This window comes from Vibrio sp. MED222 (assembly GCF_000153005.1).
GTDB classification, from domain to species: domain Bacteria; phylum Pseudomonadota; class Gammaproteobacteria; order Enterobacterales; family Vibrionaceae; genus Vibrio; species Vibrio tasmaniensis_A.
In genome coordinates this window covers 346,201-359,757 of the sequence record NZ_CH902608.1, presented here as the reverse complement: position 1 = coordinate 359,757, position 13,557 = coordinate 346,201, and the positions used below count along the sequence as shown (strand labels likewise).

At 44.0% G+C, this 13,557-nt stretch carries 13 protein-coding genes; 6 read left to right on the top strand and 7 right to left on the bottom strand.

The features are described 5' to 3' along the window. Nucleotides 1-23: 23 nt before the first annotated feature. Together MED222_RS08985 and metN are read right to left on the bottom strand one after the other, a co-directional pair. On the bottom strand, nt 24-707 hold the full coding sequence (locus MED222_RS08985; protein WP_009847449.1) for a methionine ABC transporter permease: 684 nt from the start codon (nt 705-707) through the stop codon (nt 24-26). Continuing rightward, on the bottom strand, nt 697-1,731 hold the full coding sequence (metN, locus tag MED222_RS08990) for a methionine ABC transporter ATP-binding protein MetN (RefSeq protein WP_009847448.1): 1,035 nt from the start codon (nt 1,729-1,731) through the stop codon (nt 697-699). Before metN ends, MED222_RS08985 begins: the two co-directional genes overlap by 11 nt. A 240-nt stretch (nt 1,732-1,971) precedes the next feature. Here metN and gmhB point away from each other — a divergent pair, with 240 nt between their 5' ends. The 5 genes from gmhB (at nt 1,972) to treC (ending at nt 7,465) form a co-directional block, all read left to right on the top strand. Next, on the top strand, nt 1,972-2,523 hold the full coding sequence (gene gmhB, locus MED222_RS08995; protein WP_009847447.1) for a D-glycero-beta-D-manno-heptose 1,7-bisphosphate 7-phosphatase: 552 nt from the start codon (nt 1,972-1,974) through the stop codon (nt 2,521-2,523). Between the two features lie 118 nt (nt 2,524-2,641). Further along, nucleotides 2,642-2,977 (top strand): MliC family protein, encoded by a 336-nt coding sequence (locus MED222_RS09000; protein ID WP_009847446.1) that lies wholly within the window; start codon nt 2,642-2,644, stop codon nt 2,975-2,977. Between the two features lie 90 nt (nt 2,978-3,067). Next, nucleotides 3,068-4,012 carry a trehalose operon repressor TreR gene (gene treR / locus MED222_RS09005; protein WP_009847445.1) on the top strand — a complete coding sequence of 315 codons (945 nt, stop codon included), beginning with the start codon at nt 3,068-3,070 and terminating at the stop codon, nt 4,010-4,012. Nucleotides 4,013-4,216: 204 nt separating this feature from the next. Beyond that, entirely contained in the window at nt 4,217-5,641 is a 1,425-nt protein-coding gene (gene treB / locus MED222_RS09010) for a PTS trehalose transporter subunit IIBC (RefSeq protein WP_009847444.1), read from the top strand. Nucleotides 5,642-5,779: 138 nt separating this feature from the next. Then, on the top strand, nt 5,780-7,465 hold the full coding sequence (treC, locus tag MED222_RS09015; RefSeq protein WP_009847443.1) for an alpha,alpha-phosphotrehalase: 1,686 nt from the start codon (nt 5,780-5,782) through the stop codon (nt 7,463-7,465). 141 nt (nt 7,466-7,606) lie between these two features. Here treC and MED222_RS09020 read toward each other — a convergent pair whose 3' ends face one another. The 3 genes from MED222_RS09020 to MED222_RS09030 form a co-directional block, all read right to left on the bottom strand. Then, the gene (locus tag MED222_RS09020; RefSeq protein ID WP_009847442.1) at nt 7,607-8,515 is read right to left on the bottom strand and encodes a hypothetical protein; all 909 of its coding nucleotides are present in this window, start codon (nt 8,513-8,515) and stop codon (nt 7,607-7,609) included. Nucleotides 8,516-8,617: 102 nt separating this feature from the next. Further along, entirely contained in the window at nt 8,618-10,183 is a 1,566-nt protein-coding gene (locus tag MED222_RS09025) for a winged helix-turn-helix domain-containing protein (protein WP_009847441.1), read from the bottom strand. An 82-nt stretch (nt 10,184-10,265) separates the two neighbouring features. Beyond that, a complete protein-coding gene (locus MED222_RS09030; RefSeq protein WP_009847440.1) occupies nt 10,266-10,868 on the bottom strand; it encodes a YitT family protein in 603 nt (200 codons plus the stop codon). Between the two features lie 347 nt (nt 10,869-11,215). On the opposite strand from MED222_RS09030, the gene glyA reads away from it, so the two are divergent. Beyond that, nucleotides 11,216-12,466 carry a serine hydroxymethyltransferase gene (gene glyA, locus MED222_RS09035; protein ID WP_009847439.1) on the top strand — a complete coding sequence of 417 codons (1,251 nt, stop codon included), beginning with the start codon at nt 11,216-11,218 and terminating at the stop codon, nt 12,464-12,466. Between the two features lie 346 nt (nt 12,467-12,812). Here the strand turns inward: glyA and MED222_RS09040 are convergent, their stop codons facing one another. Beyond that, complete coding sequence (locus MED222_RS09040; RefSeq protein ID WP_009847438.1) at nt 12,813-13,139, bottom strand: hypothetical protein; 327 nt, start codon at nt 13,137-13,139, stop codon at nt 12,813-12,815. Nucleotides 13,140-13,365: 226 nt separating this feature from the next. Further along, the gene (locus tag MED222_RS09045; RefSeq protein WP_009847437.1) at nt 13,366-13,557 is read right to left on the bottom strand and encodes a DUF4250 domain-containing protein; all 192 of its coding nucleotides are present in this window, start codon (nt 13,555-13,557) and stop codon (nt 13,366-13,368) included.

Genomic DNA, 13,557 nt, shown 5'->3' with positions numbered 1-13,557 from the left:
CTTTGATTTTGGTCTGTAAGTCGTTATCTGTGGTCAACGCGGCGAACTAATGAATCACCGATTGATTGAATAATTTGTACTAGCACAATCAACATGACGACTGTTACTGCCATAATGGTCACATCGTAGCGGTGAAATCCGTAACGAATCGCGACATCACCTAGGCCACCACCACCCACAGTTCCAGCCATTGCCGAGTAACTCACAAGAGTCACTAGCGTAATCGTCACTGAGTTGATGATAGTCGGCAGTGCTTCAGGAAGCAGAACCTTATTGATGATTTGTGTGGGTGTTGCGCCCATTGACTGAGCTGCTTCCACTAGACCTGTTGGTACTTCAAGTAGTGCACTCTCGATAAGTCGAGCTACGAATGGGATAGCACCAATCGTCAGCGGAACAATCGCTGCGGTTGTTCCGATGAAGGTACCAATCAGCATCTTAGTGAGAGGGATGATCGCTACCATCAATACTAAGAAAGGCACAGAACGGCCCACGTTCACAACCGCACCAAGAATTTTGTTTAGCTTGGTGTTCTCTAACAGGCCACCTTTTTTAGTCGTGTGTAGAATAACGCCTAATGGAATACCGACAGCGAAACCAACGATGCCAGCAACAGCAACCATGTAAAGTGTCTCGCCTGTTGCTTCCAATAGAAGGTTGCCGTTAAGGCTGATCCAGTCAGCAATCTCGTTGAAACTAAAGGACATAACCAAGCACCTCTACTTTTACATTGTTGTCGCGTAGGAATTGGATAGCAGCATTATCATCGGCTTCGTTACCGAACAGCTCAGCGACCATCATGCCGAACTTCACGCCGCCGGCGTAATCGAGGTCAGAGCTTAAGATGCTGACATCGATATTGAATTTACGAGCAATTTGCGTCATCAGCGGAGCATCAACCGTTGCACCAGTAAACTCAAGACGTACTAATGGGTAGCTACTGTTAACACGAGTTTCTTGAAAACGCGCTTGATAATCTTCAGGGATAGATAGGTCTAGCGTTGAGCGAATAAACTGATGTGCTAGCTCTGTCTTAGGGTGTGCGAATATGTCGCCAACTGTACCTTTCTCTACTAGCTCGCCACCGCCAATGATTGCGACTTCGTGACAAATGCTCTTAACTACGTCCATCTCGTGCGTAATAAGTAGGATCGTGATGTGTAGCTTGCGGTTGATTTCACGTAGCAGCTCAAGAATAGATTGAGTCGTTGCTGGATCCAGAGCACTGGTCGCTTCATCACACAGTAGTACTTTCGGGTCTGAAGCTAGCGCACGAGCAATCGCGACACGCTGCTTTTGACCACCACTTAAGTTCGCAGGGTAGGTATCACGCTTATCCGATAGGCCGACAAGCTCAAGTAGTTCACTCACTTTCGCTTCAATCGCAGCTTTATCTTTACCAGCAAGCTCTAAAGGCAGTGCTACATTGTTAAATACAGTACGAGAAGACAGCAGATTGAAGTGTTGGAATATCATGCCGATGTTACGGCGTGCTTCGCTAAGTTCTGATTTGCTGAGTTTTGTCAGGTCGATACCGTCAACAATCACTTCACCTGATGTTGGAGCTTCCAACATGTTTACACAACGGATAAGGGTACTTTTGCCTGCACCTGAAGAGCCGATGACTCCAAAGATTTGACCTTGAGGTATGTGGAGGTTGATATCAATTAAGGCATTGATTTCTTTAGTGCCTTGATAAAAAACCTTATTGACTTGATTCACTTTAATCATAGAGAAACCCGTGCAGGTGGAACAGAATAATATGTCGATAGCTCGCTCGATTTACAGACGATGCTATGGTGTTCTATGATCTAAGTCAATAGATATTTTTACGTCTAGACGGCTAAACGTCGATTGTGTTGCTAAGGTAGAAACAAATCGTTAACGAACGCAAAACTAAATAGATAGTGATGAAGCAAATAAAGCGTGTAATAATTAATGATTAATAGAGAGTTGATAGAGAACTAAATTTTGTCTAAACCTGCTGTTTTTATAGATCGTGATGGTGTGATTAACGTTGATCATGGCTACGTACATGATGAGCATGACTTTGAATACATCGATGGTGTGTTTGAAGCGGCAAAAGCGTTTAAAGATATGGGCTATTTATTGGTACTTGTGACCAACCAATCTGGTATTGCTCGTGGCAAGTTTAGCGAAGATCGTTTTCTTTCTTTGACGCAGTGGATGGATTGGAACTTTGTCGATAATGGCGTTGAGTTAGATGGTATCTATTACTGTCCTCATCACCCTGAACACGGCATTGGCGACTACAAGCAAGATTGTGAATGTCGTAAGCCTAAACCTGGTATGTTCATTTCTGCGCGTGACTTTCTCAAAATTGATATGGCTAACTCTGTCATGATTGGCGATAAAGCTGAAGACATGATGGCCGCAGAAGCCGCTGGTGTTGGTACCAGAGTATTGGTGAGAACCGGTAAACCCGTGACTGAAAAGGGTGAGGCACTTGCCAGTGTCGTGCTAGATAGCATTAAAGATGTACCAGCTTTCCTGAAAGGCTGATACATTTTCCTACCGTTAACAGGCTTACTTATTACGTGGGTTCTAACCAGTCAACTGGGGTGCTAACCTATCAATAAGATATCAGCGCCGTTAACTATATAAAGATGAGGAACGCAGTATGAAAGCATTGTTGGCAGCATCTCTATGTACGGTAGCGTTAGTCGGGTGTTCTAAATCCGCGGCGCTTGATGGTGCAGTCTCGGACGATCAATTCGTGACTTATCAATGTGAGTCTGACGCTTCATTTAAGGTCGCTTACCTTGGTAATGAAAAAGCGGTATTACGTTTGCCAGAGAATGAATATCGCCTAACTCAAATAGCGGCAGGTTCAGGAACGAAGTACATCTTAGATGATGGAACCTCTGAACTGATCAATAGCGTCACTTTACGCACTAAAGGTGACAACGCACGTCTAGAATTTGGTCGTGTCGTCTATAAAAACTGCCGAAAGTAGGTCATAGTTATCTACTAGGATTTACAAACAGTTAAGTGAGGGAGTTCGCCCTCACTTTTTCTTTCTCTTCCCTTTAACGTCAGACTTTTTATGAGCAAAAAACTCACTATTCTCGATATTGCTAAGCTGTCCGGTGTTGGTAAGTCTACCGTATCTCGCGTTCTGACCAATGATCCCAAAGTAAAACCTGAAACCCGTGAAAGGGTGGAAAGAGTAATTCAAGAATCTGGGTACACGCCTTCGAAGTCTGCGCAGTCGATGCGTGGTGGCAGTCAAAAAGTCATCGGTGTCATCATCTCTCGTCTGGACTCTCCTTCTGAAAACAAAGCGGTAAGTACGATGCTGGCCGAGTTGTATCGAGCGGATTATGATGTGGTGATCATGGAAAGCCAGCTAGATAGAGAAAAAGCCAATGAGCACCTTCAGGTTCTCAAGCGCCGCAATGTAGATGGCATCATTGTGTTTGGCTTTACTGACTGTGATATTCCTGCAATCGAAGCTTGGGAACACAAAGCGGTGGTGATTGCTCTGGATACCGAGAACGTGACGTCGATTAACTATGATAACCAACAGGTGATCAATAGTGCGTTAACGCATCTAGCAGAGCAGGAAATCTCTGAGGTTGGTTTCATTGGCGTTGATCCTAGCGACAAATCAACCGGTGAACTGCGTCTTAAGGCCTATCTAGATTGGTGTGAAAGCGCTGGAGTGATTGCCAACTATCGTACTGGTCAACTTCATCATGAAAGTGCTTATCAGCTGGTGGATGAGGTACTGACTCCTACAACTCAAGCGATTGTGTGTGCCAGTGACACATTGGCTCTTGGTGTAATCAAACGTCTGCAAGAACTACAACGTGAAGATGTGGTGGTGACCGGTGTTGGTGGCAATGATCTTCTCTCTTTCTTGTTCCCGCGAGTATTTAGTATTGATCCTGGGTATCAATCTGCGGGTAAGTTGGCCGCTAATTTATTGATCTCTCAGCTTTTAGGTAATGCAGAGATCTCTCATCACACTCAATCACCTATTCTATAATCCACTCAATCAAGCGAAATTGAACCGCTTAGATTAAAATTAGAGTGTGATCTCTTTCAATTAATGGGACTGTTCCCATTTTAATTTATCATTCATGTGGGCATTATAATAATCGTGATTGGGAATGTTCCCATAAGTCTAAATCCGAGTGGTTATCGCTGCATGGTTTAGATGAGTAATTGAATGAAACCAGGGTGGGGTAGTATGAGTAAGATAGCGAAGCAAGACGTTGCGCGTCTTATCGAGTTAGTCGGTGGCAAAGAGAATATTGCGAGTGTCAGCCATTGTCTGACTCGACTGCGTTTTGTATTGAATGATACGGAACAAGCGAACAAAGCAGAATTGGAGAAGCTTAAGCTGGTAAAAGGCTGCTTTACTAACGCAGGTCAATTTCAAGTGGTTATTGGCACCGAGGTTGATGAGGTGTACGCCCTTCTTATTGAGCAAACCGGTAAAGATGCATCATCAAAAGATGAGGCGAAACTAGCGGCTCGCCAGAACATGAACTTCCTTGAGCGTGGTATCTCCCATTTAGCCGAAATTTTCGTACCACTGCTACCTGCCATTATTACGGGTGGTTTGATTCTTGGTTTCCGTAATGTGATTGGCGACATTCGCATGTTCGACGGCAAAACCTTGGTTGAGATAAGCCAATTCTGGGCTACCGTTCATTCTTTCTTGTGGTTGATTGGCGAAGCGATCTTCTTCTTCCTACCGGTTGGTGTGTGTTGGGCAACGGTTAAGAAACTCGGCGGAACCCCTATTTTGGGTATCACGCTCGGTGTGACCTTGGTTTCCCCACAATTGATGAACGCTTACATGATAGGTAAATCGGTACCTGAGGTGTGGGACTTTGGTTTGTTCGTGATTGAGAAAGTCGGTTATCAAGCTCAGGTGATCCCTGCGATGTTAGCGGGCGTGGCTCTGGCTTTCATTGAGACCAACCTTAAGCGCATTGTACCCTCTTATCTGTACCTAGTTGTCGTGCCATTTGTCTCGATCATCTTGTCTGTGATTCTGGCTCACGCCTTTATTGGCCCATTCGGTCGTATGTTGGGTGATGGTGTGGCATTCACTGCCAAAGTGGCAATGACAGGTGACTTCGCGGTTCTTGGTTCAGTGGTCTTTGGCTTCCTATACGCACCTTTGGTTATTACGGGTATTCACCACACAACCAACGCTGTGGACTTACAACTGATGCAAGACTTAGGTGGCACACCAATCTGGCCTTTGATTGCGCTATCAAACATTGCACAAGCTTCAGCGGTTGTCGGCATCATCATTTTGAGTAAGCGCGAAGGCGAACGAGACATCTCGGTACCTGCGGCAATCTCTGCGTACTTAGGTGTGACGGAACCAGCGATGTACGGCATCAACCTTAAATACAAATTCCCAATGCTGAGCGCAATGATCGGCAGTGCCGCAGCGGCTGCAATCTGTGGTAGTGCAGGTGTGATGGCGAATGGTATCGGTGTTGGTGGCTTGCCGGGCATCTTATCGATTCAACCTCAATATTGGTCGATTTACTTAGTCGCGATGCTGGTGGCGGTTGTACTGCCGATAACGCTGACATTGTTCTTCTATAAACGAGCACAGATGAAAGGCGAGCTAGAAACCGCCAACGCGTAATGCATTTAACAAGCGATGATTCAATTGAGTCATCGCTTTTCTCTTAGTTATAGCTTTTTCTCTCAGTTATAACGGCTATTCGACCATGATTTGCATGGTGATTTTTATTTTATATTTTCTGGTAAGTGAGTGTTAGAGATGGCGATGACTGAACATGATGAAAGCTGGTGGAAAACCGCGACCATCTATCAAATCTACCCAAAGAGCTTCTGCGACAGTGGCAGTAAGGGTACTGGCGATATCAAAGGGATCATTTCGAAACTGGATTACCTCAAACATTTGAGTGTAGATGCGATTTGGCTAACCCCAGTTTACGCGTCACCCATGATCGACAATGGTTACGATATCTCAGACTACTACGCGATTAACCCTCAATTCGGCACTATGGAAGACTTCGACTTATTATTGTCTGAAGCGCACCAACGTGGCATTCGCATCGTGATGGATATTGTGGTCAACCATACTTCAACAGAGCATGCATGGTTTCAGTCTGCACTGGGTGACAAAAACAGCCCATACCGTGATTATTACATCTGGAAAGACCCAGTAAACGGTCAAGCACCAACCAACTGGCAGTCTAAGTTCGGTGGTAATGCATGGGAAATGGATGAAGCCACTGGTCAGTATTTCTTACATCTATTTGCGAAAGAACAGGCCGACCTCAACTGGGAGACCCCGGTTGTACGCGAAGAAGTAAAAGACGTTATCAGCTTCTGGGCAGAGAAGGGCGTCGATGGTTTCCGCCTTGATGTCATTAATCTGATTTCAAAGCAGCAAGATTTCTCTAATGATGATATTGGTGATGGTCGTCGTTTCTATACCGATGGCCCACGTGTGCACGAATATCTAAAAGAGATCAGCGAAGCGGTATTCCAGAAATATGGTAGCGTGACCGTAGGTGAGATGTCTTCAACCACGTTGGAGCATTGTCAGCAGTATTCAAACGTTGATAACAGCGAGCTATCGATGGTGTTTAACTTCCACCACCTTAAGGTCGATTACTCCAATGGTGAGAAATGGACCAACGCTCCCTTCGATTTCTTACAGCTCAAGTCGATCTTTAACCACTGGCAAACTGGCTTGAACGGAAAAGGTTGGGGCGCACTATTCTGGTGTAACCACGACCAACCAAGAGTCGTGAGCCGCTTAGGTAACGATCAACAATATCGTGTTGAATCGGCTAAAATGTTGGCTGCTTCTGTGCATATGATGCAAGGCACACCTTATATCTATCAAGGTGAAGAGATTGGCATGACTAACCCGGGTTACACCGAGATCAGCCAGTATCGTGATGTAGAGAGTACCAATATGTACGACATCATGGTTAACCGTGACAGTGTTACTCATGAAGATATGATGGCGATTTTAGCGCAGAAATCTCGTGATAACTCTCGTACACCAATGCAATGGAACAGTGAGCCTTACGCTGGCTTTTCGCTATCACAGCCATGGTTAGATGTTTCGAATAACTACACTGAGATCAATGCTGAGCAAGCGCTTGAAGATAAAGACTCGGTCTTCTATTTCTATAAGAGTTTGATTGAATTGCGTAAAGAAGTGCCGGTGATTACTCATGGTAGCTATCAAGACCTACTGCCTGAGCATCCATCCATTTTTGCGTATGTTCGTGAGAGTGAAGAACAAACTCTGCTGTGCATTAACAACTACTATGGTAAAGAGGCTGAATGCGTTTTACCTGAACGTTTTGAGATGGCGAAGGCTAAGAGCTTGTTGTCTAATTATCAAGTGAGCGAGAGTTTAGTGGCGTCTCATCATCAAGTTTTGCGACCTTACGAGACTCGCATTCTCTTGATCGAAGGTTAGCCTTGTTTTTATTTCAATCGGCTTGATTCTTATTCCCCTTAAAGGATTCGGCTGTTAAAAGGCTTTGGAGTGCTCCCCAAAGCCTTTTTTATTGTTTGCGGTTTCGCGGTCAAGTTTAGGTTTAGTGAATCTAAGTCAAGGCTAGCTAATTGAGGTCAGTATCGCTGCTGATTCTTCAATAGTAGATTGCTCTACAGACATCAATTCAATATGTTCAATTAAGCCGATACTTGGGTTGAACCAGCGCTCTGATGATGTGCCAAATTCTGCGGAATCCATGCCTTCACAGTTGATGTTGTAGGTGTTTTTCTCTGTTAGGTTCGCAGCTTCGATTAATTTATCAGAGATCTTGAAACTCTTACGTACACCTGTTTCTTCAATCTGTTGTTGCCATGTGACTCGGCACGAGGCGTCAGTTGGAAGGCTTGCTACCCACGAGTGATCTTCAAAGTCATTCAGCATGTTAGCGACTGCTTCGCCATCTAACGTGACTTGTAACGAAACGGTTTCCTCACTGATATCAATGATCGGGTTGCTCTCTTTTACGTCTGTTCCTTTCAAACGGAACATTGGGCTGCTGTACATCATTCTTGTGATGTATTGGCTACCAATGAAGTAAGCGTTGGTGATTTCGTGTAACCCACGGTCGGGGCCTGCAAAATAAATGCTGCCGTCTTCTTGTGTACCTTCAGCATTCGTCATGATGTCTTCAGAAACATAAAATTCGGTGATGCCGTAATTGATTAGGTCGTTGATAACTTGAACTACCGCTTCATTACCTGTCTCTTCTTTTAAACCAGCAATGATGAGTTCACCGCTTACAGGTGTGAAGCTCATTATCATCACGCCTTCAGTCTGACCATCTTTGGTAAATGAGTAGCCTAATGTTGTTTCTGATTTAGGGGCAAATGCAGAGCTCTCAATAGGGTAATCAACCTGATTGTTTGGACCTTTGTTACCATCTGTTGAACCAGAAGAAGAGCCGCCTCCGCCGCCACAACCATAGAGAGCAAAGAGAGAGGTTGCTAGCAGCGTCATTGTTTTTTTCATGTTGAACATTCCTAAAGTTGGAAGCCCTTGGTGGGCCCGATGTTTTTAGGAATGCTATTGTTTGAGGAGTGAATAGGGCAAAAAACGAAGTCACATAAGATCTTAATTTATATTTAAGTTATTTATCTGAAAGGTTTTTTTGTTTTCCTTTGAGAATTGTTGCCCGACTGCGGTGCAGTAGTTAAGCATTAAGTTTTCCCACTGCTTTATGATCAGAGGCTCTTTAACGCTTAGCTTTAAGCTCTTCCAAGGTTGTAGGCAGGTCGATTTTGATTCAGGTTTGGATAGTCGAGCGAATAGATCTTCGGATGGAACCACTCTTAATAACGCAACCAGAGACTCCATGTAGTTCAGGCGGAACTTCTCCATGTTGTCTTGCTTATAAGCAATGTGAGAAACCATCATATAAACCAACGCATTTTCGATCGTAGAGTTGCCTGAGGTATTGGTCAGAAGCTCTTTTGCGGTTTGCAGGTCTCTTAGTTTGAAATGAATGATACCAAGCCACAGCTTCAGTTCGTCTGGTAGTCGGTTAAAACGAGTTTGAACAAGGTTAGTGAACGCGACGAGCTTCTTCTGATCTGTTTCAAATAGCGCAAGTTGACGCGCAATCAGAGTCGACGTCATGGTATTGAGCTTGATGCCATCCAGCGCTATGGCTTTTCCACTTAGCAATTCGCTGACTTCGGCATTGTCGACTGACCATTCTGGTGGTAATGGTGCTGGCAGTGCAAAGTAGTTAGCTAGCTCTCGGTTGATCTCCATAAGGCTGCTGCTGATATTATTGACATCAATAGAGTAAACACCACCAAATGCGAGCTTCCCTGAGTTTGGGTAAATCAGGCTTATCTTTGCGATAAGGCGTTTGTCCACTTCTTGATCTTTGAGCTGAATGTTAAGCAGGTAATCACTGGTACGCATGTTCTTTGCGCCCGGAAAGAAGGGAGAGCTATCAATAGGGTCAAGGAAGTAGCTTGGCGCATCTTGGTTAGCAAGATCGGTGTAGGCGTATTCAATCTGCTGTTGAAGTAATAATGCTTTTACGACTTTTCGGTATTTTCTGGAATTATCACCAATGGCATCCAATCGATTCAGGAGGAGTTCGACCTTAGGAATCAATCGTTGGTCGCGTTCAACTTCGGAGGCTCGAGTCGAAGATTGCCAAAGCATATAACCCATTACCGCAGTGCTGATCAGCAAAGCCAAAGACACTACAACAAGCCAGGGGTTAACTGGATTGGAGGCAAATCCTTTTTGTCTGGTTGGAGGTTCTATTGTGGCATCATCCGCTGCGGTTTCAGGGGGAACCGTGGAAAAGCTAACCGAGCTAGGGTTAAGGAAGTAGCCCTTGCGCGGGTAAGTCACCAGTATTTTGGTCGCATCGCTATTAGGCAAATGTTTTTGAAGTATTGAACGTAAGGTACTGATTCGGTTTGTCAGAACATTTTTGGAAATGAAGCTACTTTGCCATATAGATTCAATAATGTACTCGGCAGAGAGCGGCTGACCAACGCTGGTAAGAAATAACTCTAAGAGCTCGATAGAACGAGGTTCTAAATCAATGACCTGCTCGTCGCAGCTAAAGACTCGTGTGTTGGGGTTGAATTCCAAACCTTCAATATAAATAGAGGCTTGTTGGTCTTTGGCGCTAGAGAGGTAATCTTGCATAGAAAAGGCGACGGTTTATAAAACCTAAATTCTAGCTGTTTTTGTTATTAAAAACAGCTAGTAATTCATAGGGGAATTGGTATTAAGACGCGTAATTCACCGAGTAGCGAGTTGGTTTGTGGTTCATTGCCAATACGATGTTCAATACTGCGGTGCCTAATACAGATACGGCAATCACCCAAGGTGATACAAAGAAGAAGGATGCAAACAGAATACAGGCATCAATGGCCATTTGGGTTTTGCCTACTGAGATACCGTAGCGATCTTGAATGAACAGACACAATACGTTGAAGCCACCCAAGCTCGAGCGATGACGGAACAAGATCAACATGCCTAAGCCCATTAATAAGCCGCCAGCGACTGCACAGTAAATTTCATTATGAACGTCTAACGAAATCACCAAGTATAAATGGTCGGCAAATACAGACACTAAAAATCCAGAGATGGCACTGCTTATTGCGAAGTGACGACCAAATCGTTTCCAAGCTAATAAATAGAATGGACAGTTGGCAACAAAGTACAAAATACCAAAGGTTACAGGTAAGAATTGACTCAAAAGCAGAGCCAAGCCAGTAGTACCACCGGTAAGCAGATTTGCTGACTGTAAAAAGAAGACGCCTAACGCCACTAAAAACGTGCCAGTAAGAATGGCTACCCAATCTTCTTTACGTGAGTGTTTTTCCATCGTTTTTATAATTACCTAACCAATAAAGGCGTGCATAGTAGAGAAAAACCTTAGCTTTCGGTAGCTTGAGGTGCAAAATTAAGGTAAACCTATGTAATCTGCGTTTTACAGGGTGTAAAGCGTAAAATTGACAGTAAGCGTCATCTTTGGTTGGATAAGCTCAATAACCATGATGAATCTTATTTGTGATTATGAAAAAACTGCATGATAAAATTGCAATTAGCTCTTTATGACCTAGATCAAATTATGTAGAATGCGTCACATCAAAACGGTGACGGAAACGTTTGCTTTCGGTCGTTGTGTGGTTTTTTTGAAACTTTCAGTACAATCTGAGTCAGGAGATACAGATGCTTAAGCGTGACATGAACATTGCTGATTACGATGCGGACCTATTCGCAGCTATCCAAGAAGAAACTCTTCGTCAGGAAGAGCACATCGAACTTATCGCTTCAGAAAACTACACAAGCCCACGTGTAATGGAAGCTCAAGGTTCTCAACTTACAAACAAATACGCTGAAGGCTACCCTGGTAAGCGTTACTACGGTGGTTGTGAGTTCGTAGATAAAGTTGAAACTCTAGCAATCGAACGTGCATGTGAACTGTTTGGCGCTCAATACGCGAACGTACAACCTCACTCAGGTTCTCAAGCAAACAACGCTGTATACATGGCACTACTGAATGCTGGCGATACTGTTCTAGGTATGAGCCTAGCGCACGGTGGTCACCTAACTCACGGTTCTCCAGTAAACTTCTCTGGTAAGCTTTACAACATCATCCCTTACGGTATCGATGAAGCAGGTCAAATCGATTACGAAGAGATGGAAGCGCTAGCTATCGAGCACAAACCTAAGATGATCATCGGTGGTTTCTCAGCTTACTCTCAAGTTTGTGATTGGGCGCGCATGCGTGAAATTGCTGACAAAGTAGGTGCTTACTTCTTCGTAGATATGGCGCACGTTGCTGGCCTTATCGCTGCAGGTGTTTACCCTAACCCAGTTCCACACGCTCACGTTGTTACAACAACAACGCACAAAACGCTTGCTGGTCCTCGTGGTGGTCTTATCCTTTCTAACGAAGGCGAAGATCTTTACAAGAAACTAAACTCAGCAGTATTCCCAGGTGGCCAAGGTGGCCCTCTAATGCACGTTATCGCTGGTAAAGCAGTAGCGTTCAAAGAAGCTCTAGAACCAGAGTTTAAAGAATACCAAGCTCGCGTAGTGGCTAACGCAAAAGCAATGGTTGCTGAATTCCTAGCTCGCGGTTACAACATCGTTTCAGGTTCTACAGAGAACCACCTGTTCCTAGTTGATCTAATCGACAAAGACATCACAGGTAAAGAAGCAGATGCAGCACTGGGTTCAGCTAACATCACAGTTAACAAGAACTCAGTACCAAACGATCCACGTAGCCCGTTCGTTACTTCTGGTATCCGTATCGGTTCTCCTTCTATCACTCGTCGCGGTTTCTCAGAAGCAGACGCGAAAGAGCTAGCAGGTTGGATGTGTGACATCCTAGATAACATGGGTGATGAGTCTGTTATCGAAGCAACTAAAGCGAAAGTACTAAATATCTGTAAGCGTCTACCTGTTTACGCATAATTTTTCTGCGTAGTAATTTGAACTTCGTTGTCGAGCATGCTCACTTACATCCGTAAGCTCCGCGTGCTCTCCTAGAATTTCAAACGACTACTTTGAAAAGTACTTTTAAAGGGGCTCATTGAGTCCCTTTTTGTTTTAGGGAAAGGTGCTGAAAACTCCGTGCCTTTTCCTTGAACTAAATCTATTTGATTGAAACATACGATTTGAAGGGCTCCTGTATTGGGGCCTTTTTTGTATCTGTAGGTATGAGATTTAGGTTATCTGAGAATACAGAAAGGCAGGTACTAAAAAGGGTTAATGCTTTCACATCAACCCTTTATTGCTTTATCGCTTTCTTGTGTAGCTTCTACTTTTTAATGCTAAGTAGGGTGCCTGACTTACACTTGAAAGAGTAGTAGTGACGGCTTTCGTTGAATTTACCTAAGCCTTCGCCATCACAATAGTCGATGTTGATATCGCGCATAATTTCTAGCGTATCTTCACTGTTTAAGGCAAATTTAGAGCCGTCAGAGCAGACGATACGTACTCTTTCATCATGGCTTACAGAGTAGATATCGACTTCAGTATTACACAGCTCAAAAGAGGCTTCACGGAAGTTGTCTTGTTGAGTATTTGAAGCACAACCTGCGGTAAATACGGCTGCGATAACGGCTAAAAGTCCGAGTCTTTTCATTGTTAGTCCTTCGATATCATCGAATTTGGTGATGAGTTTTATATGCTGTTTGGAGTAGCCTATACAACAACACGCTTTGATTCAAGGAGTGTTGGCTGACTCTAGGATATAAAAGTATAGGTACAAACAGATAATTTATAATAAGTTTATTCGTGTTTAGCCTGCCCTAGAAACAAAAAGACCAACACAGAGGTTGGTCTTTAAAATTTAAGTTTGTTCTAAATGATTATCGAAACTGTTTTGCTTCAGGAAGAAACTCAAAACCGGCAGACGCAAGTTTTGCAGTCAATGCCGCTTTGTCGATTTCATAGAAGTTGACTACTCGATCCAAGTCACCGCCGAAATCGTCACGCAGTTTCATGTTGACGATGCTCATCAACATCACAGGATCCATCTTTTCAAAGTTAGCGAGGTTCAT

Excerpts from the sequence above, each read along its gene's own strand:
- MED222_RS08985 (WP_009847449.1), bottom strand. The coding sequence starts at position 707 with ATGTCCTTTAGTTTCAACGAGATTGCTGACTGGATCAGCCTTAACGGC.
- MED222_RS09040 (WP_009847438.1), bottom strand. The coding sequence starts at position 13,139 with ATGAAAAGACTCGGACTTTTAGCCGTTATCGCAGCCGTATTTACCGCA.
- metN (WP_009847448.1), bottom strand. The coding sequence starts at position 1,731 with ATGATTAAAGTGAATCAAGTCAATAAGGTTTTTTATCAAGGCACTAAA.
- glyA (WP_009847439.1), top strand. The coding sequence starts at position 11,216 with ATGCTTAAGCGTGACATGAACATTGCTGATTACGATGCGGACCTATTC.
- MED222_RS09025 (WP_009847441.1), bottom strand. The coding sequence starts at position 10,183 with ATGCAAGATTACCTCTCTAGCGCCAAAGACCAACAAGCCTCTATTTAT.
- MED222_RS09030 (WP_009847440.1), bottom strand. The coding sequence starts at position 10,868 with ATGGAAAAACACTCACGTAAAGAAGATTGGGTAGCCATTCTTACTGGC.
- MED222_RS09045 (WP_009847437.1), bottom strand. The coding sequence starts at position 13,557 with ATGAACCTCGCTAACTTTGAAAAGATGGATCCTGTGATGTTGATGAGC.
- MED222_RS09000 (WP_009847446.1), top strand. The coding sequence starts at position 2,642 with ATGAAAGCATTGTTGGCAGCATCTCTATGTACGGTAGCGTTAGTCGGG.
- treB (WP_009847444.1), top strand. The coding sequence starts at position 4,217 with ATGAGTAAGATAGCGAAGCAAGACGTTGCGCGTCTTATCGAGTTAGTC.
- MED222_RS09020 (WP_009847442.1), bottom strand. The coding sequence starts at position 8,515 with ATGAAAAAAACAATGACGCTGCTAGCAACCTCTCTCTTTGCTCTCTAT.
- treR (WP_009847445.1), top strand. The coding sequence starts at position 3,068 with ATGAGCAAAAAACTCACTATTCTCGATATTGCTAAGCTGTCCGGTGTT.
- treC (WP_009847443.1), top strand. The coding sequence starts at position 5,780 with ATGGCGATGACTGAACATGATGAAAGCTGGTGGAAAACCGCGACCATC.